This window comes from Campylobacter concisus (genome assembly GCF_002165785.1).
Classification (GTDB): domain Bacteria; phylum Campylobacterota; class Campylobacteria; order Campylobacterales; family Campylobacteraceae; genus Campylobacter_A; species Campylobacter_A concisus_W.
Genome location: NZ_NDYO01000004.1, coordinates 155,541 through 174,811, shown reverse-complemented (window position 1 = coordinate 174,811; position 19,271 = coordinate 155,541). Strand labels below are relative to the sequence as shown.

At 38.0% G+C, this 19,271-nt stretch carries 25 protein-coding genes; 9 read left to right on the top strand and 16 right to left on the bottom strand.

Translation table 11 applies throughout. The features are described 5' to 3' along the window. Positions 1-185: 185 nt before the first annotated feature. Positions 186-545, top strand: a complete 360-nt coding sequence (locus B9N62_RS03550) for a DUF488 domain-containing protein (RefSeq protein WP_087584398.1) — start codon at positions 186-188, stop codon at positions 543-545. A 9-nt stretch (positions 546-554) separates the two neighbouring features. Here the strand turns inward: B9N62_RS03550 and B9N62_RS03545 are convergent, their stop codons facing one another. From B9N62_RS03545 to gmhB, 14 genes are all read right to left on the bottom strand, one after another. Next, on the bottom strand, positions 555-1,379 hold the full coding sequence (locus B9N62_RS03545; RefSeq protein WP_087584397.1) for a pyridoxamine kinase: 825 nt from the start codon (positions 1,377-1,379) through the stop codon (positions 555-557). After that, positions 1,380-2,297: a radical SAM protein gene (locus B9N62_RS03540; protein ID WP_087584396.1), complete on the bottom strand. Its 918-nt coding sequence runs from the start codon at positions 2,295-2,297 to the stop codon at positions 1,380-1,382. It abuts the gene before it with no gap. Further along, a complete protein-coding gene (gene hemE, locus B9N62_RS03535) occupies positions 2,287-3,309 on the bottom strand; it encodes a uroporphyrinogen decarboxylase (protein WP_087584395.1) in 1,023 nt (340 codons plus the stop codon). The genes B9N62_RS03540 and hemE overlap by 11 nt, the downstream gene beginning before the upstream one ends. Before the next feature lie 92 nt (positions 3,310-3,401). Then, on the bottom strand, positions 3,402-3,908 hold the full coding sequence (locus B9N62_RS03530) for a YqhA family protein (RefSeq protein WP_087584394.1): 507 nt from the start codon (positions 3,906-3,908) through the stop codon (positions 3,402-3,404). Positions 3,909-3,924: 16 nt separating this feature from the next. Then, positions 3,925-4,950 (bottom strand): aspartate-semialdehyde dehydrogenase, encoded by a 1,026-nt coding sequence (locus B9N62_RS03525; protein WP_087584393.1) that lies wholly within the window; start codon positions 4,948-4,950, stop codon positions 3,925-3,927. A 49-nt stretch (positions 4,951-4,999) separates the two neighbouring features. Beyond that, the gene (locus tag B9N62_RS03520) at positions 5,000-6,154 is read right to left on the bottom strand and encodes a sigma-54-dependent transcriptional regulator (RefSeq protein ID WP_087584392.1); all 1,155 of its coding nucleotides are present in this window, start codon (positions 6,152-6,154) and stop codon (positions 5,000-5,002) included. Between the two features lie 12 nt (positions 6,155-6,166). Further along, positions 6,167-6,559 carry a hypothetical protein gene (locus B9N62_RS03515; protein WP_087584391.1) on the bottom strand — a complete coding sequence of 131 codons (393 nt, stop codon included), beginning with the start codon at positions 6,557-6,559 and terminating at the stop codon, positions 6,167-6,169. After that, positions 6,535-7,035, bottom strand: coding sequence for an LPP20 family lipoprotein (locus tag B9N62_RS03510; protein WP_087584390.1), 501 nt, complete (start codon positions 7,033-7,035; stop codon positions 6,535-6,537). The genes B9N62_RS03515 and B9N62_RS03510 overlap by 25 nt, the downstream gene beginning before the upstream one ends. A gap of 43 nt (positions 7,036-7,078) precedes the next feature. Next, a complete protein-coding gene (gyrA, locus tag B9N62_RS03505) occupies positions 7,079-9,700 on the bottom strand; it encodes a DNA gyrase subunit A (RefSeq protein ID WP_087584389.1) in 2,622 nt (873 codons plus the stop codon). Between the two features lie 98 nt (positions 9,701-9,798). Continuing rightward, positions 9,799-10,194 carry an SseB family protein gene (locus B9N62_RS03500; protein ID WP_087584388.1) on the bottom strand — a complete coding sequence of 132 codons (396 nt, stop codon included), beginning with the start codon at positions 10,192-10,194 and terminating at the stop codon, positions 9,799-9,801. 1 nt (position 10,195) lies between these two features. Continuing rightward, the gene (gene gmhA / locus B9N62_RS03495; protein ID WP_087584387.1) at positions 10,196-10,765 is read right to left on the bottom strand and encodes a D-sedoheptulose 7-phosphate isomerase; all 570 of its coding nucleotides are present in this window, start codon (positions 10,763-10,765) and stop codon (positions 10,196-10,198) included. Further along, positions 10,740-12,158, bottom strand: a complete 1,419-nt coding sequence (gene rfaE1, locus B9N62_RS03490; protein WP_087584386.1) for a D-glycero-beta-D-manno-heptose-7-phosphate kinase — start codon at positions 12,156-12,158, stop codon at positions 10,740-10,742. The genes gmhA and rfaE1 overlap by 26 nt, the downstream gene beginning before the upstream one ends. After that, positions 12,151-13,140 carry an ADP-glyceromanno-heptose 6-epimerase gene (gene rfaD, locus B9N62_RS03485; protein WP_087584385.1) on the bottom strand — a complete coding sequence of 330 codons (990 nt, stop codon included), beginning with the start codon at positions 13,138-13,140 and terminating at the stop codon, positions 12,151-12,153. The genes rfaE1 and rfaD overlap by 8 nt, the downstream gene beginning before the upstream one ends. Continuing rightward, the gene (gmhB, locus tag B9N62_RS03480) at positions 13,137-13,652 is read right to left on the bottom strand and encodes a D-glycero-beta-D-manno-heptose 1,7-bisphosphate 7-phosphatase (protein WP_087584384.1); all 516 of its coding nucleotides are present in this window, start codon (positions 13,650-13,652) and stop codon (positions 13,137-13,139) included. Before gmhB ends, rfaD begins: the two co-directional genes overlap by 4 nt. Before the next feature lie 91 nt (positions 13,653-13,743). On the opposite strand from gmhB, the gene B9N62_RS03475 reads away from it, so the two are divergent. The 4 genes from B9N62_RS03475 (at position 13,744) to B9N62_RS10730 (ending at position 15,192) form a co-directional block, all read left to right on the top strand. Then, positions 13,744-14,046, top strand: a complete 303-nt coding sequence (locus B9N62_RS03475) for a c-type cytochrome (RefSeq protein ID WP_072594134.1) — start codon at positions 13,744-13,746, stop codon at positions 14,044-14,046. Between the two features lie 254 nt (positions 14,047-14,300). Next, positions 14,301-14,624, top strand: a complete 324-nt coding sequence (locus B9N62_RS03470; protein WP_087584383.1) for a tyrosine-type recombinase/integrase — start codon at positions 14,301-14,303, stop codon at positions 14,622-14,624. 117 nt (positions 14,625-14,741) lie between these two features. Next, positions 14,742-14,981, top strand: coding sequence for a hypothetical protein (locus B9N62_RS03465; protein WP_072594132.1), 240 nt, complete (start codon positions 14,742-14,744; stop codon positions 14,979-14,981). Positions 14,982-15,063: 82 nt separating this feature from the next. Continuing rightward, positions 15,064-15,192: a hypothetical protein gene (locus tag B9N62_RS10730; protein WP_257640174.1), complete on the top strand. Its 129-nt coding sequence runs from the start codon at positions 15,064-15,066 to the stop codon at positions 15,190-15,192. A 91-nt stretch (positions 15,193-15,283) separates the two neighbouring features. Here B9N62_RS10730 and B9N62_RS03455 read toward each other — a convergent pair whose 3' ends face one another. Together B9N62_RS03455 and B9N62_RS03450 are read right to left on the bottom strand one after the other, a co-directional pair. Further along, a complete protein-coding gene (locus B9N62_RS03455; RefSeq protein ID WP_087584382.1) occupies positions 15,284-15,751 on the bottom strand; it encodes a transcriptional regulator in 468 nt (155 codons plus the stop codon). Further along, on the bottom strand, positions 15,748-15,999 hold the full coding sequence (locus tag B9N62_RS03450) for a DUF1828 domain-containing protein (RefSeq protein ID WP_085657447.1): 252 nt from the start codon (positions 15,997-15,999) through the stop codon (positions 15,748-15,750). Before B9N62_RS03450 ends, B9N62_RS03455 begins: the two co-directional genes overlap by 4 nt. Positions 16,000-16,225: 226 nt before the next feature. Between B9N62_RS03450 and B9N62_RS03445 the strand changes: the two genes are divergently transcribed. The 4 genes from B9N62_RS03445 (at position 16,226) to B9N62_RS03430 (ending at position 19,271) form a co-directional block, all read left to right on the top strand. Then, positions 16,226-16,603: a hypothetical protein gene (locus tag B9N62_RS03445; protein WP_257640173.1), complete on the top strand. Its 378-nt coding sequence runs from the start codon at positions 16,226-16,228 to the stop codon at positions 16,601-16,603. Positions 16,604-16,694: 91 nt separating this feature from the next. Next, entirely contained in the window at positions 16,695-16,916 is a 222-nt protein-coding gene (locus tag B9N62_RS03440) for a hypothetical protein (RefSeq protein ID WP_087584380.1), read from the top strand. A 522-nt stretch (positions 16,917-17,438) separates the two neighbouring features. Beyond that, a complete protein-coding gene (locus B9N62_RS03435; RefSeq protein WP_087584379.1) occupies positions 17,439-18,851 on the top strand; it encodes a hypothetical protein in 1,413 nt (470 codons plus the stop codon). A gap of 3 nt (positions 18,852-18,854) precedes the next feature. Continuing rightward, on the top strand, positions 18,855-19,271 hold the full coding sequence (locus tag B9N62_RS03430; protein WP_180382151.1) for a hypothetical protein: 417 nt from the start codon (positions 18,855-18,857) through the stop codon (positions 19,269-19,271).

The following is a 19,271-nucleotide window of genomic DNA, read 5'->3' as shown; positions in this document are numbered from 1 at the left end:
AAAACGAGCTTTAATTTAAATTTATTCTTTTTAGGACTTTTTCTAGCCCTAATTTAATTCTTATCGCCACAATCAAAATTTTAAGCTTTGATTTTACAAACCTTAAAATTTAAACAAGTATAAAAAATATAAGATAACTAAGAATATTTTTTTATTTATAAACATTATAGGACTACAATCACAACATGTTTAAAGCTTATAGAATTTATGATTTTATCAAAGATGATAGTTTGGATATGAAGGCGGCTTTTGTTGATAGACTCTATCCAAGAGGTATAAGAAAAGAGATATTTTCAAATTTCCTTTGGTTAAAAGATATTACACCAAGCACTACTTTAAGAGAGTGGTTTCATAAAGATAGAGAAGCTAGATTTGATGAGTTTTGTGAGAAATTTGAGCTCGAGCTTGATAATGAAAAAGCGCAATCTTGCTTTAAAATGCTAAAAAAACTAGAAAAAGAGCATGGCGATATAGCACTTCTAACAGCTAGCAAAGATATAAATCTTTGCCATATCGTTGTGTTATTAAAAATTTTAAATAAGTAGTTTGCTAGCCTATTTTGAAAGAGTGCCAAGCACCTTTTCAAACTGCACACCATACCATGCACGACTCTTATCTTTTAGCGTGACTTTAATGCTACTAAGCACAAAGTTTGCTGCCTTTTTGATGGCATTTTGCATGCTTTCGCCATTTATGAGTGAGCCAAAAAGCACAGAAGCAAATATATCTCCGGTTCCACTCGTGTGAAATGGCAAAAACTCGTGAAAATACTCTACTTTCTCTTTTGTCTTTGCGTCGTAAGCTATGATGCCACATTCATTTTGCTTGTATCTAATACCCTTTAATACGATCTTTCTAGCTCCAAAGCTAGCTAAGCCTTCAAGCAACTCTAAAATATAATCTTGCGTATAGTCACTGCCTAAAAACGGCATCCCGCACATAAAGCTTGCTTCGGTTATATTTGGCGTAATAACATGAGCTTTTGAGCAAAGTTCGCGCATTTTCATAACAAATTTTTCATCAAATCCGTGATAGAGCTTGCCATTGTCGCCCATGCAAGGATCTACAAGTATTAGTGGAGCAGAGTCATTAAACTCATTAAAAATTTTCTCTATCAGCTCAAGCTGACTAAAGCTACCTAAAAATCCAGTATAAATTCCATCAAATGTGATATTTTCTTTGTGCCATACTTGTGTTACCGCGTCAAATTCATCAGTCAGATCACGAAATGTGAAATTTTTAAAGCCAGTATGAGTCGAAAGTAGCGCAGTAGGCAATATACACGCCTCAACGCCTTGAGCGCTAATTATCGGAAGCGCGACGGTAAGGGAGCATTTGCCAACGCATGAGATGTCTTGTATTGTAAGGATTCTTTTCATTTATGCTCTTAGTTTGTAAAATTTTACTCCAGCAACATCTGCTAGATAAACCACATCTTGTTGCAAGAATTTTGCTAGAGTTTGCTTTGAAGAGTCAGAAAAATTCTCTTCAACATTTGCGATAGTTTGCGGACGACGCCTTAGCATTTCTAAAATTTCATCCTCACTAAAGTTATACTTTTGCTCTATCTTATGAGCCCTAGCTATGGTGACTGGCACGCCTTTTATCTTGTTTGCAAGCTCTTCAAGCCTACTAGCATCAACGCCTTTTACGTTGTAAGCTGGCGGACGATCTATCGTGCCCACATCCACTCGGTGCGGAGCTATCTCATTTATAGCCTCATTAAGCGCTATAAATTCCTCTTCTTTGTCGTTAAATCCAGCTACGACCAAAATTTCAAGTACAAGCTCACCCTTAAAGTCCTTGCGAAATTTAGCCATTGCCTCTATAAGCTCACTAACTTCTATGCCACTTTTGTTGCGGTCTATCTTTTTAAATGTGCTTTGCACGGCGCTATCAAGGCTAAATTTCACTATATCAAGCCCATGTAGCGCGTCACAAATTTTTTGATCTCTCGCGCCTGAGCCGTTGCTTAGGATTAGAGTTTTTGCCCTGCCTTTTATCTCATTTGCTTTTGCCACCAGCTCTTTTAAGTGCGGATAAAGAGTTGGCTCGCCATTTGCTGTAAGCGTGATGACGTCGATATTTTGATGAACTTTTAAAGCTTCTTTTAAAGCGCTTATGATCCCATCAACACTTGGTGGATTTTCTATCTCTTCAACTGGCTTTGCGCCCTTTAGTTCACAATAAACACAGTCAAAATTACATGATTTTTGCTTTGGGCTTAGATCGATGCCAAGGCTCATGCCAAAACGGCGCGAATTTATCGGCCCAAAGACTGGAGTGCTATCTTGCACTTTTTCTTTGAACCTCTTTTATGAAATATTTTGCGTTTTCAACTGGCACATCAGGCAAGATCCCATGACCAAGGTTAAAAATGTGAGGCGCGCCTTTCATCGTGCTTAAAATTTTATCCACACCTTCATCGATCGCTTTTTTGCTATAAAGCCTTGTTGGCTCCATATTGCCCTGAAGGACGTATCTTGGGCTAAGTTTTTCTTTTGCTAGATCGATCGGCGTGCTCCAATCAACGCCAAAAACGTCAAATTTACCTGAAATTTTATCTAAATATCCACTTATACCTTTTGGGAAAACGATGACTGGGATCTCTGGGAATTCAGCCTTGACGCTATCAACTATCTTGTTTATGTAGTTAAATCCAAACTCAAAATATGCCTGCTCTTCAAGTGCAGCCGCCCAGCTATCAAAAATTTGCACCGCATTTACGCCAGCTTTTATCTGCTCTTTGACGTAAAGGATGAGCGCTTGCGTCACTTTTTCTAAAATTTGATGTAAAAATTCTGGATTTTGATAGAGCATCTTTTTGCAGATCGCATAGTTTTTGCTGCCGCCACCCTCTATCATATATGTAGCTATCGTCCAAGGTGCGCCACAAAAGCCAATTAGCGCCTTATCTTTGGCTAAATTTTCTCTTGTGAGCTTGATCGTATCGTAGACGTATGCTAAATTTTTAGTCGATTTTTCGATACTAAGTACGTCAAGTGCAGCTTTATCACGCAAAGGCTCTGTAAAAACTGGCCCTTCTCCCTTTTCAAAACGTAGATCCATGCCCATTTCAAGAGGCACGACCAAGATATCGCTAAATAAAATCGCTGCATCAACGCCAAGAATTTCAACTGGCTGAAGTGTGACTTCACTAGCCTTTTTGTAGTCTTTACAAAGTGATAAAAAATCCCCTGCTTGCGCGCGTACTCGCATATACTCTGGCAAATATCTACCAGCTTGGCGCATCATCCAAACAGGCGTATAAGGGGTAGGTTTTTTAAGACAAGCGTCTATAAAAATCATTAAATTTCCTTTAAATTTTTAAATGGATATTACCTAAAAATAGCTAAAGAAAAGATGTAGGAGAAATTTTAAGCGTAAAAACGCTTAAAATTTTAGTGATCTCCCTTGTGAAGGAAGTAAAGTCCAAGGCAAAGTGCAAGGATAGAAACCGCAAGATAGGCCATCTCAAGCGGAGTTGTGAAGTTTGCGTGAAGCACCCTTTGGAAGAAATTTACGATTAAGACCATGACGATCACTTTGCCAAGCTTATCTTTTAGCTCATCAAGTGAATGCACTTCAAGTACCTTGCTCTGCTTTGACTGTTTTAGCTGTGTGATCTCTGAGATGAAAAGCTCGTAAATTCCAAAGCTAAATATATAAAGAACAAGTGCCATCAAGTATAGATCGATCGCTCCAACTATCTCACCGACAACTTCTGAGTGGAAATTTTCAACATGAAAATCTGCAGCAAAAAAATATTTATAAACCTCTAAAAGTACCTTGCCGACGTCATAGCTTGCAATGATAAAAAGTACGATCGCACCTAAAAGTCCAAAAACTACTGGAAAAAGTGTAAAGCTGTTGCTAGCAAGCAAAATTTTTTCAAATATCTTACGCAATAAAAATCCTTTTTATTTACTCTTGCATTGCAATCCACTTTTGTGCGATCCTGACGGCATTTGTCGCAGCTCCTACGCGGATCTGATCGGCACTACACCAAAGATGAAGCACATTAGGTCTGTAATTATCAACTCTGATCCTACCAACATAAGTCTCATTTGTATCGCTTGAAATGATAGGCATCGGATACTCTTTATTTGCTGGATTATCGACTACAACGACGCTTGGAGCTTTGCTTAAAATTTCTCTTGCTGTATCTGCGCTCACATCTTTGTCAAAGTGGATGGTGATCGCCTCAGAGTGGCTTCTAAGCACTGGCACACGCACACAGGTAGCGCTAACTTCGATATCTTTGTGAAGAATTTTTTGCGTCTCATTGACCATTTTCATCTCTTCTTTTGTGTAGTCATTGTCCAAAAAGACATCGATGTGAGGGATCACATTTAGTGCTAGGCGGTGCGCAAATACCTTTGGCTCGCACTCATCAAGCTTAAACTCAAAGAATTTTTGCATCTGAACGACAAGCTCTTCCATGCCCTCTTTGCCAGCACCGCTTGCTGCTTGGTATGTAGAAACATCGACTCTATTGATACTAAAAGCGTCGTTTAATGGTTTTAAAATTTGTACCATTTGGATAGTCGAGCAGTTTGGATTTGCGATGATACCGCGATTTTTCCACATAGCAATGTCGCTTGGATTACACTCTGGCACAACAAGAGGGATGTCTTTATCCATCCTAAAATGGCTGGTGTTATCGATGACTACTGCGCCACTATCAGCTGCAAATTTGGCAAATTTTTCTGAGACTGAACCGCCCGCACTAAAAAAAGCAATATCTATCTCATGCTCGCTAAAAACTTTTTCGGTTAGCTCTTTTACTTTGTAATATTTGCCATTAAATTCGATCTCGCTACCAGCACTTTTTGCACTAGCAAGCGGCAAAAGCTCTCCAACTGGGAAATCAACCTCTTCCATAACTCTAAAAAGCTCTTCGCCGACCGCTCCAGTAGCACCAACGACAGCTACGTTAAATTTTCTCATCTGCTCTCCTTATCTTTTTTAATTTTCGTAATTTTACTTAAATTTATGGCTATTTTTTGCTTCTGGCTTGTAAAAATAGATCTTTTGGAAAAATTTCATCGCCCTCGCTTAGTATCGCTGCACGCTGCACTACTGAAATGAGCTCTCTTATGTTGCCTGGATAGTCGTAGCTCAAAAGCTCCTCTTTTGCTGCTTTTGAGAAATTTTTAGCCTCAAAGCCATACTCTTTACAGCATTTGTCCAAAGCATCCTGCGCGATAGGTAAAATTTCATCTTTTCGCTCGCGAAGTGGCGGGATGAAAAGCGGGATCGTGTTTAGGCGGTAGAAAAGATCCTCTCTAAACCTACCTTCCTTCATTGCAAGCTCTAAATTTGCGTTTGTAGCACAGATGATGCGAACATCTATCTTTTCGCTCTTTGTAGCTCCAAGTCTTGTTATCTCGCGCTCCTGCAAGGCACGAAGCAGCTTTGGTTGTAAATTTATGGGCATCTCGCCGATCTCATCTAAAAATAGCGTTCCGCCATTTGCCAGCTCAAACTGCCCTTGTTTGGTTGTGACTGCATCAGTAAATGCGCCCTTTTCAAAGCCAAAAAGCTCACTTTCTATCAAATTTTCAGGGATCGCTGCCATATTTAGAGCGATAAATGCCGCATCTTTTCTAGGTGAGTTTGCGTGGATAAATTTAGCAAAAACCTCCTTGCCAACGCCACTTTCGCCACTAAGCATGACTGAAGCATCCGTTCTTGCCGCTTTTAGCGCGATATTGAGCGTAGTTTCAAGTACCTTTGAGGTGGCTAAAAAGCCGTTATTTTCGCTTTTTATTTCTACTTTTTTTATAGTTTTTGGAGTCTTTTGCTTTAGTGTCTGCACCCTTTTTATCGCCTCGTAAAGCGTTGAGACGTCAAATGGCTTAGTTAAAAAGTCCTTTACACCAAGCCTTACACTTTCGATTGCCTTATTTAGCGTAGCATTTCCAGTCATGATGATGACGTCAAATTTGTCATTTAGCTCTTTAATGAACTCAAGTCCATCCATTTTTGGCATATTTATATCAGTTATTATTAGATCAGTTTCGTTATCTATTTTTTTTAGAGCTTCAACAGCTGTTTTATAACTTTTGACATTTAGCTCTTCATACTCGCCAAGTGCGATCTCAAGCGACTTTCGCATATTGATGTCATCTTCTACTATGACGATATTCATTTGATCTCTTTTTTATTGAAGTGTGCCGATGATAGCGGATTTTGGCTTAAATTCCACCATAAATCTAACTGGCAAAATTTTCAAATTTGAAGCGTTTGAAATCTGTGCATTTTTGACATTAAGCTCATTTTTTATCATCACTTTTTTTAAGACAAAGCAGTCAAAAATTTCATCTTTATGTAAATTTAAAAAGCCAAGAGTTGTGGTGTTTTCATCTTTAAAAGCGTCTATCTGACAAAGAAATTTTGGTTTTGGATTTGGTGTTAAAGTCATCGCCTTTGAAAATGAAATTTCCTCAAAGGCAACTATTTGATTTTTCGTATCTACCTTTGCCCAGAAGATAAACTCCTCCAGACAAAAGGCAAAATTTAAAAGTATCGTTAGTAAGAAAAAACTTCTCGCCACTTATCTTCGTCTATCTTAAGCTCCATATTTACCTTATAAAGCCCGTCTTTGAAATTTTCACTTACGATCCTTGCGTTTTTGACAAGGCCTTGGACCTTTGAAGTGATAGATGAGTCGTTTAGCATAGCGTCTCTTACAGTATCTTCAGCGTTAATCTTTACGCCGTAGAGCTTGCCAGCAAGCTGCGAATAAGCATCAGCCATCGCTGCTCTTTTTGCTAAAGTTACAGACTGAGCATAAGAGAGCGAATTTAACGGAGCTATACCCTCACCTGTAGCTCTAAAAGTAGTCTCTCTTGGAGCACTATCATATATCATCTTCTCTTTTTTCATCACCTCTCTGAGATCGTCTTTATCGACCTTTTGGATGACTACATTGCGGTTTGATGTGCTTGTCGGCTCGCCCATAAAGCCATTAAATGTACAACCACTAAAAAGCGCCACCATTACAGCAAAAAATAAAATTTTAATCTTCATAAACAACCTTTTTATGCTTTTATTTAAAATTTAGCAGCAAAATTTATTCCAAAAGCCCCATATCTTCGCTTGGTACTTCTTCCTCGTCCTCGCCATCATCTGCCTTAGGGCATCTTGCGATACTTACAACATCATCGCCATCTACATTTACAACGATCACGCCACTTGTATTACGTCCTGCTTTGCGGATGCTTTGCATATCGACTCTTATCATCTTACCGCTTGATGTTAGTGCCATTAGATCTTGCTCTTCATCAACCATCACAACGCCCACTAAATCGCCTGTCCTGCTTGTTAGTTTCATACAGATGACGCCTTTGCCTCCGCGATTTGTCAAGCGGTACTCATCAGCGGTTGTGCGCTTACCGATACCTTTTTGAGATATGCTTAAAATTTCTTGATCATTGCTTTCGATGACAGCTGCGCCCACAACCTCATCGCCTGGCTCTTTAAATTTGATACCAGTTACGCCGCGTGCAGTTCTTCCCATTTGGCGAACTTTGCTGATCTTAAATTTAAGGCACATACCCTTTTTGGTAACGACAAATAGCATTGTCTCATCGCTTGAGTTTGCGTCCTCCTCAGCATTTGCATTATCTTCATCGATCTCATTTTGAAGCTCTTCAACTTCAAGCACCTCTGTCTCTACGCTTAGTTCATTTTCTGGGTCGGTGACCGGCATATCATCGTATGTCTGAGCGATGAGCGCAGTTACTAACTCGTCGTTCTCATCGAGGCTTATCGCTCTTACGCCAACTGAGCGAATGTTTTTAAATTCGCTTAAATTTGTGCGTTTTACGATGCCGTTTTTAGTAAAGAATGCTAGAGATTTACTCTCGTCAAAGTCAGTCGTTGGGATGATCGCTTTGATCTTCTCATCAGGCTGCAACTGGATCAAATTTACAACCGCTTTGCCCTTTGCTGTGCGGCTTCCCTCTGGGATCTTATAGACTTTTAGCCAGTATAGCTGTCCGCGGTCAGTCACAAACATAAGCGTGTCGTGTGTATTTGAAGTAAAGAAGCTCTCTATAAAGTCATCATCGTATGTCGTGACCGCTACTTTGCCCTTGCCACCACGTTTTTGCTTCTCGTATTGCTTGCTTGGCACACGCTTGATATAGCCGCGGTGTGTTATGGTTACAACCATATTTTCATTTGGTATGAGATCTTCGATGTCGATATCATCGTAGTCATCAACAATCTCAGTCACTCTTGGTACTTTAAATTTATTTTTGATCTCAAGAAGCTCTTCTTTGATCAAATTTTCAAGCAATGTCTCGCTCTTTAAAATTTCATCAAGTCTTGCGATCTCAGCCATAAGCTCAGCTAGCTCGGCCTCTAGTTTTTCTCTCTCTAGGCCTGTAAGCTTGCTTAGACGCATATCAAGGATAGCATTTGCTTGAAGCTCTGAGAGGTTAAATTTACTCATCAAGCCTTCTCTGGCAACCGCTGTATCGGCACTATTTCTAATAAGCTCGATCACCTCGTCGATATTATCAAGTGCGATCTTTAAACCCTCTAAAATGTGGGCTCTTGCGCGCGCTTTTTCAAGCTCAAATATCGTTCTTCTAATGATGACCGTTTTTCTGTGATTTAAAAATAGCTTAAGTAGCTCAATAAGGTTAAATACCTTTGGCTCTTTGTTATTAATAGCAAGCATAATAACGCCAAAAGTGCTCTCCATCGTGGTTGATTTAAAAAGATTGTTTAGCACGATGTCGCTCATCGCATCGCGTTTTAACTCGATGACTACGCGGATGCCGTCTTTATCAGACTCATCTCTAACCTCGCTGATGCCATCTATCTGCTTATCTTTTACGAGCTCAGCGATCTGCTCAATAAGCCTAGCTTTGTTTGTTTGATAAGGTAGCTCGTCGATTACTATGACGTCTTTGTTTGGCTTTTTTTCTATGTGAGTTTTGGCTCTTAGTTTGACCCTACCACGACCTGTGCGGTAGGCCTCTATGATGCCTTTTTTACCAAAGATGATACCGCCAGTTGGGAAGTCTGGACCTTTTATAAATTCCATCACCTCTTCAAGTGTCGCCTCTTTGTTTTCAAGAAGGAGCAAAAGACCATCTATTAGCTCATCAAGGCTGTGTGGTGGGATATTTGTCGCCATACCAACCGCGATACCGCTTGAGCCGTTTAATAATAAATTTGGCACACGACTAGGCAAAACATCTGGCTCAACCTCTCTATCGTCGTAGTTTGGCACGAAATCAACCGTGTCTTTGTCGATATCTTTTAAAAGCTCTTCAGTAAGCATAGTCATTCTAGCTTCGGTATAACGCATCGCAGCTGCGCTGTCGCCGTCTATCGAGCCAAAGTTTCCTTGTCCGTCAACAACTGGATAACGCATAGAAAATTTCTGAGCCATACGAACAAGTGCGTCATAAACCGCTGTGTCGCCGTGTGGGTGGTACTTACCGATGACTTCACCGACGATACGAGCTGACTTCATATAGGCACTTCTGCTGCCAACGCCAAGATTATCCATAGCGTATAAAATTCTTCTATGTACTGGCTTTAATCCGTCTCTAGCGTCAGGCAAAGCACGTCCGACGATAACGCTCATGGAGTAGTCAAGATAGCTAGTTTTTATAGACTCTTCGATATCAACTGATGCGATATCTTGGGTTAATTCAAGTAGATTGTCTTTCATTTTTTTCCTTAAATTTAGCTTGGCTGATTTTAGCTTAAAATTAATAAAAACTTGCTAAATAGCAAATCAGCGACTTTGGCAATAGAGCGATAAAAATTTTAGTCTAAAATTTTTACTATCTGCTCTTTTTTAAGAATAAAATCATAGCTAAAAGCATCAACAACGACTCCAGCGTAACTGCTCTCTTGTAGCATCGCAAGATACTCTTTTAGCCCTATCTCTATGCTCTCTTGCTCGCTATCGTTTCGCCAAAGCTTCATCGCCTCTTTGCTAGTAAATGCTGGAAAATAGCTAAGCTTCTCGCCCTCATCTTCAAGCAGGATAAATTTGATATTTGAGCCCTCTTCTTCATAAACCACACCACCATCAGGCTTTGCTAGCGCTTGGTTTAAAAGCACCGGAGCAAAAAAACTAGCCTTTTTCAAATCTGCTATCAAATTTATCTCATTTTGTTGGTTAGGCTCTTTTAAAAATTTATCCATCGCTTCTTGCATCTTAGCCCCTAAAAGCCTCGTCCACGGCCTGGCAGATTGTGTGAATGAAAAATATGTGCGACTCTTGAATTCTTGCTGTATCGCTTGAGCTAACGACTAAATTTAGATCACATCCTTCATTCATCGCACCACCGCTTTTGCCGCTAAGTCCGAGCACTGATGCGCCCATTTTCTTGGCACTTTTTATAGCTTCAAGGATATTTTTGCTGTTGCCACTCGTTGAGATCGCCACGAGCAAGTCGCCTGGCTGAGCCAAAGCCTCAAACTGGCGTGAGAAAACGTAGTCAAAGCCGTAGTCGTTGCCAATGGCCGTAAGTGCCGAAGTATCGGTAGTTAGCGCGATGCCAGGTAGTGGCTGGCGCTCGCTTTTATATCTGCCAGTTAGTTCAGCTGCAAAGTGCTGAGCGTCCGCCGCAGAGCCGCCGTTACCGCATATTAGCACCTTTTTACCATTTTTTAGCGTATCAGCCACCATCTGACAAGCGCGCTCTAGGCTACCTAGCAAATTTACATGCTCGCTAAAGGTCTTTTGGTGAGCCTCAAGCTCATTTTTTATCATCGTTTTTAGCATCTTTTATCCTTTTTATTATCCCTGTTGTGCTTTTGCCCTCGACAAAGTCAATCAGCCTGACCTCTTTTACGATCTCGCTGCCAACGACCTCTTTGCCCTTGTAGTCAGCCCCTTTTACAAGCACGTCAGGCTTTATCTTTGTTATTAAATTTAATGGCGTACCCTCATCAAATATCACGACATAATCGACAAACCCAAGCCCACTTAGTACGCAGGCTCTATCATCTTGCGAGTTTATAGGTCTAGCCTCGCCTTTTAGCCTCTTAACTGAAGCGTCTGAGTTTAGCCCGACAACCAAAAGATCGCCAAGCTCCCTTGCGCGCGCTAGGTATTTTACGTGCCCAGCGTGCAAGATATCAAAGCAGCCATTTGTGAAAACGACCTTTTTTTTGTCCTTTTGGCTCAAAATTTCTTCTAACTCTTCAACGGTTTTAAGCTTGTGCTCGAAATTTGCCCCAAATGAGCTATTTAACAGCTGTTCGATCTCGCTAAAGCTAGCTGTTGCACTACCTATCTTAGCCACGACAACGGCTGCAGCAAGATTTGCTATCTTTATCGCCTCTTTTATATCAGCCCCGTTTGCTAGCATGTAGCCAAGTGTGGCAAGCACCGTATCTCCAGCGCCAGTGACGTCAAAGACCTCTTTTGCTTTGGCAGTAAAGATATGTAGCCTATCATCATATAGCGCGATGCCCTCTTCTGAGATCGTGATGATCGAATAGGTCAAATTTAGCTCGTCTTTTAGCTGTTTTATCGCCTTTTCAAGCTCAGCTTTGTCTTTTATCTTTAAATTTGTAGCCTCGCTCGCCTCTTTTTTATTTGGCGTTAGAAGGGTTGCGTTTTTGTATTTTGAGTAGTCGCTACCCTTTGGATCGATGAGCACTGGGATCTTTAGCTTCACGCACTCATTTATGATCTCTTGACAGACCTTCTCACTAAGCACGCCCTTGCCGTAGTCACTTAGCAAGACGGCTTTGAAATTTGCAAGATTTTCTTTGATTTTTAAGACAAGCTCATCTTCTAATTTTATCTTGACAACGCTCTCTTTATCGATCCTGACAACTTGCTGGTGCGATGCCATGATACGGCTTTTTATCGAGCTTTCGCGTCCTTTTTCGATAAGGATTAGCTCATCTTTTACGTTTAGCTCAGCAAGCCTCTCTCTTATCTTTTTGCCAGCCTCGTCATCTCCTAAGACGCTAGCTACGCTCACGTTTGCACCAAGAGAAAGGAGATTTCTCACTACGTTGCCAGCGCCACCAAGTGTGTAGGTTTCGTTATTTATCTTTACAACCTGCACTGGTGCTTCAGGCGAGATGCGCTCGCAGCTGCCCCAGATGTAGTGATCTAGCATGAGATCGCCGACGACTAAAATTTTAACTCTCTTAGCCATTTATCTCTTCCTTATAAATTCTCTTTATCTCTGGCAAGTAGTCTTTTATCGCCTCTTCCAAGCTCCAAGTCGCGCTAAAGCCAAATGCTTCTCGAGCTGGGGCGACATCGGCCTCTGTGTGAAACTGATATGAGCCGATAAATGGGTTTTTGATGTATTCGTTGCCTAAATTTACGCCGATCTCACGCTGCAAGATGTCAGCGATATCTTGAAAGCTTCTAGCCTTGCCAGTAGCTGCGTTATAGACGCCACTTGGTGCGTCAAGCGCTTTTATGTTTGCGTCAATAATGTCTTTTATATAAACAAAGTCTCTTTTGATCTGGTCGCTACCTTCAAAGAGCCTTGGTGTCTTGCCGGCTAAAATTTGCAGGCCAAACTGAAGCACCATTGAGGCGGTTTTGTTTTTGAAAAACTCGCCCTTGCCAAAGACGTTAAAGTATCTTAACCCAACCACGCTCACGCCGCGCTTTGCATAAATTTTATTGATATTATCCATGCTAAGTTTGCTAAAGCCGTAAACGTTATTTGGCGCTTCGCACTCGCCAACGGTTTGTGGGCTCTTTGCGTTGCCATAAGTTGCCCCAGAGCTAGCGTAAATCATCTTTGCGCCCAAACTCTCGCAGATATCGAGCAAATTTACAAATGCGTTTATATTTGTTTTTATTAGCTCGTCTTGCTCTTTTACGGTCGTGTCAGAGATCGCTGCTTCGTGGTAGATGACATCTGGGCGAAAGCTCTTTATCTTTTCAAGTGTGCTCTCACCGTTTATGTCGCCAGCGTAAATTTCACCCTTAAATCCAAGTAAATTTTTAAAATGGCCAAAGCTTTTTAGGTTGCCATTGCTAAACGTCTCGTCGTTTCTAAATTTATCCACGACAAGCACGTGAGCATCTTTAAAATTTTCGTCAAAATAATGTGCTAGCGCCGAGCCTATAAAGCCAGCACCGCCAGTTATAACTATCTTTTTTCCATTTAAATTCATAGTGATTTTTCCTTTTTTAGCTTATTTAAAACATCTCTTACATCTTTAAAATTTATCCCATCAAGTAAGAAATTTCTACCAACCCCTGCCCTTTTGCCAGCCTTGACGTCGCTTGGCTTATCACCTATCATGAGCGAGTTTTCAAGGTCTATATTAAACTCATCGCAAGCATCAAGTATCATTTTTGGATTTGGTTTTCTGCAAGCGCAATCCGCCTCTGGAGCGTGCGGACAAAAGTAGACTTTGGTGATAAAAATTTGCTCTTTTTTAAAAATTTCAAGCATAAATTTATTTAGAGCGTCAAACTGCTCTTGCGTGTAGTAGCCCCTGCCGATACCTGATTGGTTTGTCACAACAAAGAGCTTATAGCCAGCATCGCTAAATTCTCTCAATGCGTCAAAAATGCCATCGATAAATTTAAAATCTTTTATCTCGTAAACATATCCAGCATCTTCGTTTATTACGCCGTCTCGATCCAGAAAAAGTGCTTTAATAGGCTCATTTTTATTCATTTGGTGATTATAGCCAAAATATTTTAACTAGCTTCTTGCGAATTTACCTTTTTGTACTATAATGCATAAACTTTTTTACAAAGGATGAAAAATGAAAAAATTACTAATTGTTTCTAGCGTTGCGGCTCTACTTTCAACTGCTGCCTTTGCTGCAGATGGTGCTGCTATCTACAAAAAATGCATCGCCTGTCATGGTGCAAAAGCTGAAAAAATGTTCAATAATAAAGTTCCAGCTTTAACATCTCTTGATGCAGCAGCTATCGAAGAGGCACTAAAGGGCTATAAAACAGGAGCAAATAAATTTGGTCTTGGCGCTATGATGAAACCAATCGCTACGCCAATGAGCGACGAAGATGCAAAAGCAGTAGCTGAATACATCCAAACTTTAAAATAATAATTAGGGGCATTAGCCCCTCCTGCATTTTTAAATTTATACTAATAATCCATAAAACAATACTAGGTGGGAATTTCTATTTTTATATTTAAAAATTATGAAACCTATTTTTACTAATCTTTCTTTTTACATATTAAAACAAAACTATTCTAGTCTTCAAAGCCATAAAACAACGCTTAGAAATAGCTAAGAGCGTAAGTAAAATAGAGGCTCGCAAACTCTTTACTGAAACAAAAACTAATGGAGTGCTTCGTATGGCTTACTACTGGGCGTATCAAGGAGCTTATGATGATTGTAGGGATTTACCATTAGATAAGTGTCCTATAACTCATCTAAACATTGATAGCAGCAGTAGAATGTGGAGTGCAGTAAAGACCTATTTAGGATATAAGGGAAATGATAGCACTCACGGACTATATGTATTACGCCATACAGTGGCTTCTAGGTTAGTGAGTTTGAAGGGATTTAATGCACATAAACTAATGAAATTTATGGGTCACAAGGATATTAAGAGTAGTTTGCACTATGTCCATCTAGGTGTAGAGGATATACGTGATGGCACAGGGCTTGGCGTTTAGCTTTTAGATGATAAAGATATGAGACATTTGGTTGCGGAGGACGGATTTGAACCGCCGACCTTCGGGTTATGAGCGTTATGGTCTTATTTTATGCTATAATGTTTCTAAAGGATAATTATGGAAAATAAGAATTTATGGGAGTTTTTAAAAATTAAACTCGATTTCTTAAAGCCTTTTCTTACCACACTTTTACTTTTAGATGCTGGTTTAATAGGTTTTATCTTTCTTAATTTTGATAAAAATGGGTTTATCTTAAATTTTTGCTCTACCATTGCAATCTTTTTGGTAAGTATTTTATTTTGTTATCTTTTGAAAGCGTGTTTAGACGTATTAAAAGAAATGAAAGGATTATTATAATGTCAATATTTGGTTTATTTTTAATAGTTGTTTTTGCTGTTTTAGTAACTTGGGCTGGCGTAAAAATATCTAAGGTTTGATCTTGAAAGAAGAATTTACAAAATTTAATTTAGAAGACTATTTAACAACCGATGAACTTAGAAAAGAATATTTAAATCAAGTTTGGTTTATGGCGATATCGAAGAATTTAAAAGGGCTTTGTTTTATATAGCAAAGTCAAAACCTAGATTTGAAAGCATATTTAAGGTTGTAAATGCTCTTGATATTAAGCTTGTTTATGCTTAATATCATTTTAGTCAAATTTAATTCATTTCTATTTTTATATCTTTTTTAATTTTTGTGTTCTTTGTTTGTCTGCTATCTCCCAGTCTTTTCATTTTTATTTTATCGCTTGTTTCTATTATTTCAACTAGGTAATAGTTAAAATCTATTTTCTTTATTATCTTTATATTGCTGTTTGTAGCTTTTTTAAAATATCCTTTAAATAATTTTTCTCCCTGATTGTCTTGGTTATAAAATTCTATGCTTATTATTCCTTTTTCTCTTGTATAACTCCATTTTTCGTGTATAAAATTTCCATTTTTTAGATCATATATAAAACCATCATCTTTAATTTCAATTTCCCATTTATTGCCGGCACTTGTAAGAAAATTAATAAATTGATTGTCTTCTGTTGTAATCTCCCATTTGCCCATTATATTTACATCTTCGCCAAAATCATAACTTAGTGCATTTGTTAAAAATATAAGTATTAGTAGTAATTTTTTCATTTATCTATCTCTTTTTTTAAAATTCTTGTTTTTATGTCTGAAATGTAGTATTGAATTTCTTGCTGTGATAGTTTTTCTAATAGTTCGATTAGCTCTTTATATGTAACATTTACGTATAAGTTTTCTTTATCTTCCTTTAAATTTAATCCATTTTCTATAACTTCAAATAATTCTTTTCTATTTTTTCGCCAGTTGTATATTGTTTTTTCGGCTATTTTTAGTTTCTTCGCGATTTCTGCATTTGTCATTTTTTTACCTGTAAAATTTACATATTTAAGCATTATTTAATTTTATATTATGTAATATTTACCTGTTGAAAATATGTAAATCTTACATATGTTTCGATTTTATCGAAATAATGTAAATTTTGCCCTGAATATGGCATTAAACTATTTTAGCCCCGTTTGGACGAAACACCTTTTCGGGGCTATGTTAAATGGTGTTTCAAAAAATAAATTAAAAAAGGTGTTAAAAATGCAAATCGTTAAATCTGAATATGATTTAAAGTATGTTCTTAGGGGTGGTCTTGTTAGAAGTTCGGCTTCTGGTAAGTTTGAAGGTAATGATTACTCTTCTTCTGTTCGTATTTCTTCATCAAATATCTATGACGTTGTTAATGAAAAGACTGGCTTTACTGATGAAGTAGAGCAAAAAGTAGTTTTTAAAATAATCTGCCCAGATAATAATACCGCTGGACTTGTAGCGGCTGCAATAAAAGAAAAATTTAAAAAAGGCGAAGAAATACCGGTTCAAGGTGGCTTCCCTAACGATCAAAGAATAATTACGATCGCAGATCCAGTTGAATACTTCCTATTTGATACAAAGCCTGCAAAAAAATCTGAAAATAAATAAAGGGGCCTATCCCCTTTAACTACTTATTTAAGTCCGTGTTTCCTTAGATAAGTAGTTAAAGGCTACTAAATTTAAACAAAAAGGGTTAGAGATGAAAAAATTTCTTTCTTCTACTAAAGCTAAGGTTCTAGGTGGTGTTGCTGCTGTTGGCGCAATGTCAAGTAATGCTCTTGCAGCTGGTATAACAATGGGTACAGATGGCACAGTAACTGGCGATCTTAATATTACTCCATTTATGGGCGTAGCTGGTGCAGTTATTGTTGTTTTGGCTGCAATTTTTGCTGTTAAAAAAGGTCTTTCTCTTTTAAAATAGCTTGTTCCCCTTTATTGGGGGGCTAATTTTTAAAAAGGTTAAAAGTGTATTTTGATTTTATAGACATTACGAAATTAGGATTTTTTCTAAATTCTTTCTTTGCTGTTGTAATTGTCTTTTTTGCTTGTGTTACTGCCATTACTTCCGCTTTTAGTCTTTTTAAAAATTAGCACGTAAATTTTAAAGCTTAAAGCAGAGTGCAAAGCAAAGCTTTAAGCCTACAAACGGAGTGCGTCAGTAATTTTTGGGGTTTAAATTTATGGATAAAGTCTTTCTTAACTTAACAATAGAGCAATATAACTTCTTGATGTCTACCACTGGGACTTTATGCGGTTTCTTGCTTTGCTTGTTTATTTTCATAATTCTCTCGAGAATTTAAAAAAGGTGTTTAAAATGTTTAATGTTATTGGTATTCCGGCTTTTGATTACTTCTTTTCTATCTTTATATGGTTTATGGTCTTATCTTTACCTATTTGTGCTGCTTTAACTCTTTTAACAAAAAGATTTTTTTAAGGCTTTGTGATGAAATTTCTGGTTAGATCTTTCATTTTCTTATCTCTTTTATGCTCTCTTGCTTTTTCTAAAAATTGCGCTAGTGGCTTATGTTCGGTTATTCGTGATAAAGACTTTGATAGCAGTTTTAAGCCTATCGATGGCAAATTTTTAAAAGGTAATAATTATTACGGTCTTAGATCGCCTGAAACTGGTTATTACTTTATCTATTCTTTTACAATTACTCAAGAAGCTTATTATTTTTTAGGCTCAAAAACTCCTGGTTTTTATGTTGGGTTTAACTCTAATCATGTTTATATAGGTGGCGAGCGTAGAACTGGCCGTTTTGGTCAGCGTGGTGGTGGTGGTGTTTTTGATTATTTTGTTGCTTCTGATAATCCTAAAGATCCAGTTTTTAATTATTATGATTTTATTGTCTTTGTTTCTCATGATGTTGCAAGATGTAAGCTAAATCAAGAATTTAACACCGATACTATGCAATGCGTTGATACTTGCCCAGCTGGTCAAAAATGGGACGTTGATATTAACGCTTGCGCTAATGATTGCACTGATAAAAATTTAAATAAATTTGGTTATTTTAATGGCACAACACAAGGAAAATGTGTTGATTGCTCAAACGTTTATAGTGATAGAGATATAGCTACTTGCCTTTGTGTTGGTCTTGGCTCTTCTTTTGGTGGTTCTGTTGTTTTTGTCTCTGATACTGAAAATCCAAGCATTGTTCGATCTTCTTGTGCTGATGGGACTCCGATTATTTTTAAACGTCGTTCAGATGAAGACCCAAATAAAGACAAAGACAAAGACAAAGACAAAGAAGATCCAAATAAGGATAAAGACAAGGAAAATCCAAATAAAGATAAAGACAAAGAAGATCCAAGCAAGGATAAAGACAAAGACAATAACAATTCTACGCCTGGCAATGGTGGTGGTTCTAGCGGTGGCAATAATAACGGCTCTGGTGGCAATAATGGCGGCACTGGTGGCGGTTCATCTGGTGGTACTGGCGGCACTGGTAGCGGCTCAGGTGGCGGACAAGGAAACGGTAATTCTGAAAACGCTACACCTGGCAATATAGATTATGGCGAGCTTGAAGAAAGAACCGCTGATCTCGCAAATACGTATAAGGAAAATATTAATAATCTTTTTGAGCCTATTGATGGTATTAAAAAAAGCTTAAATGATACTATCTCAAAAATCAAAGATGGCAATCTAATGAGCTTAAAAAAAGGCGGTATTCCTAATACTTGCCCTTTAAATTTTGATGTAGATATGGTTTTTTTCAGTAAAAAAGTTGTCTTTGATTTTTGTAGTATTCTTTCGCCGATTGCTTCTTCTCTTTATGTCTTTTTCTTTGTAGCTTTCTTTTTGTTGTTTTTATTTTTAATAGCCAAGCTATTTATTTTTACTTTTATGGGGTGGTAAGATATGCAAGCAATTATAGCTACTATTGTTTTATTCTTTCGCTTTTTTAAATGGGAAAATGCTATTAATTTTGTTTTTAAAGCAATTACATTTTCTAAAATGGTTGTTATTAACGTAATTTTAGGTGCTCTTGTTTTATCTTACGCTGCTGCTGTTATTTATATTATTAATTTCATCTATTCTAAGATTAACTACATTATTGATTATGTTAATAATCTCTCTATTGGTAGTGATAGGATCGTTACGACTGCTATTTCTGTTTTAAAATCTCTTGGTGCTTGGAATGCCTTTTGTGATGTATTTTCTATATTTTCGCCTATTCTTTTGTCTTTCTTTATAATTTACGCTACAAAAATAGGCATTACTGTTTTTAGATTTGTTCGTGAAACTCTTGTTACATTTATTTTGGCAAAGTTATAA

What these genes read in the sequence shown, in the direction of transcription:
- B9N62_RS03550 (WP_087584398.1), top strand. Translation starts at nt 186, where the DNA reads ATGTTTAAAGCTTATAGAATTTATGATTTTATCAAAGATGATAGTTTG.
- B9N62_RS03545 (WP_087584397.1), bottom strand. Translation starts at nt 1,379, where the DNA reads ATGAAAAGAATCCTTACAATACAAGACATCTCATGCGTTGGCAAATGC.
- hemE (WP_087584395.1), bottom strand. Translation starts at nt 3,309, where the DNA reads ATGATTTTTATAGACGCTTGTCTTAAAAAACCTACCCCTTATACGCCT.
- B9N62_RS03525 (WP_087584393.1), bottom strand. Translation starts at nt 4,950, where the DNA reads ATGAGAAAATTTAACGTAGCTGTCGTTGGTGCTACTGGAGCGGTCGGC.
- B9N62_RS03520 (WP_087584392.1), bottom strand. Translation starts at nt 6,154, where the DNA reads ATGAATATCGTCATAGTAGAAGATGACATCAATATGCGAAAGTCGCTT.
- B9N62_RS03510 (WP_087584390.1), bottom strand. Translation starts at nt 7,035, where the DNA reads ATGAAGATTAAAATTTTATTTTTTGCTGTAATGGTGGCGCTTTTTAGT.
- gyrA (WP_087584389.1), bottom strand. Translation starts at nt 9,700, where the DNA reads ATGAAAGACAATCTACTTGAATTAACCCAAGATATCGCATCAGTTGAT.
- B9N62_RS03500 (WP_087584388.1), bottom strand. Translation starts at nt 10,194, where the DNA reads ATGCAAGAAGCGATGGATAAATTTTTAAAAGAGCCTAACCAACAAAAT.
- gmhA (WP_087584387.1), bottom strand. Translation starts at nt 10,765, where the DNA reads ATGCTAAAAACGATGATAAAAAATGAGCTTGAGGCTCACCAAAAGACC.
- rfaE1 (WP_087584386.1), bottom strand. Translation starts at nt 12,158, where the DNA reads ATGGCTAAGAGAGTTAAAATTTTAGTCGTCGGCGATCTCATGCTAGAT.
- rfaD (WP_087584385.1), bottom strand. Translation starts at nt 13,140, where the DNA reads ATGAATTTAAATGGAAAAAAGATAGTTATAACTGGCGGTGCTGGCTTT.
- gmhB (WP_087584384.1), bottom strand. Translation starts at nt 13,652, where the DNA reads ATGAATAAAAATGAGCCTATTAAAGCACTTTTTCTGGATCGAGACGGC.
- B9N62_RS03475 (WP_072594134.1), top strand. Translation starts at nt 13,744, where the DNA reads ATGAAAAAATTACTAATTGTTTCTAGCGTTGCGGCTCTACTTTCAACT.
- B9N62_RS03470 (WP_087584383.1), top strand. Translation starts at nt 14,301, where the DNA reads ATGGCTTACTACTGGGCGTATCAAGGAGCTTATGATGATTGTAGGGAT.
- B9N62_RS03465 (WP_072594132.1), top strand. Translation starts at nt 14,742, where the DNA reads ATGGAAAATAAGAATTTATGGGAGTTTTTAAAAATTAAACTCGATTTC.
- B9N62_RS03455 (WP_087584382.1), bottom strand. Translation starts at nt 15,751, where the DNA reads ATGAAAAAATTACTACTAATACTTATATTTTTAACAAATGCACTAAGT.
- B9N62_RS03450 (WP_085657447.1), bottom strand. Translation starts at nt 15,999, where the DNA reads ATGACAAATGCAGAAATCGCGAAGAAACTAAAAATAGCCGAAAAAACA.
- B9N62_RS03445 (WP_257640173.1), top strand. Translation starts at nt 16,226, where the DNA reads ATGCAAATCGTTAAATCTGAATATGATTTAAAGTATGTTCTTAGGGGT.
- B9N62_RS03440 (WP_087584380.1), top strand. Translation starts at nt 16,695, where the DNA reads ATGAAAAAATTTCTTTCTTCTACTAAAGCTAAGGTTCTAGGTGGTGTT.
- B9N62_RS03435 (WP_087584379.1), top strand. Translation starts at nt 17,439, where the DNA reads ATGAAATTTCTGGTTAGATCTTTCATTTTCTTATCTCTTTTATGCTCT.
- B9N62_RS03430 (WP_180382151.1), top strand. Translation starts at nt 18,855, where the DNA reads ATGCAAGCAATTATAGCTACTATTGTTTTATTCTTTCGCTTTTTTAAA.